The organism is Salinimicrobium oceani (assembly GCF_012037645.1).
In genome coordinates this window covers 1-374 of sequence record NZ_JAAVJR010001008.1, presented here as the reverse complement: position 1 = coordinate 374, position 374 = coordinate 1, and the positions used below count along the sequence as shown (strand labels likewise).

At 47.9% G+C, this 374-nt stretch carries 1 protein-coding gene; it reads right to left on the bottom strand.

From position 1 onward, the window contains the following. Nucleotides 1-2: 2 nt before the first annotated feature. Nucleotides 3-374, bottom strand: a 372-nt coding sequence (locus HC175_RS20505) for an RNA polymerase factor sigma-54 (RefSeq protein ID WP_479685251.1), incomplete at its 5' end; no start/stop codon positions are given.

The following is a 374-nucleotide window of genomic DNA, read 5'->3' as shown; positions in this document are numbered from 1 at the left end:
CATTAGATCTGTTTTCGAAGCCGGGCCACCGGTATGTCAAGCTGCTCCCGGTATTTGGCTACGGTACGGCGGGCAATTGGATAACCTTTCTCCTTCAGGATCTTCGCCAGCCGGTCATCTGTAAGAGGTTTACGCTTGTTCTCATCTTCAATGGTCATTTCCAGGATCTTCTTGATCTCCTTGGTTGAGACATCTTCTCCCTGATCGTTTTTCATGGATTCTGAAAAGAAATCTTTAATAAGCCTGGTCCCATAGGGCGTGTCCACATATTTGCTGTTGGCGACCCTTGATACTGTAGAAACGTCCATTCCTATCTCGTCGGCAATGTCCTTTAGGATCATTGGCCGCAGGTTACGTTCATCGCCTGTGAGGAA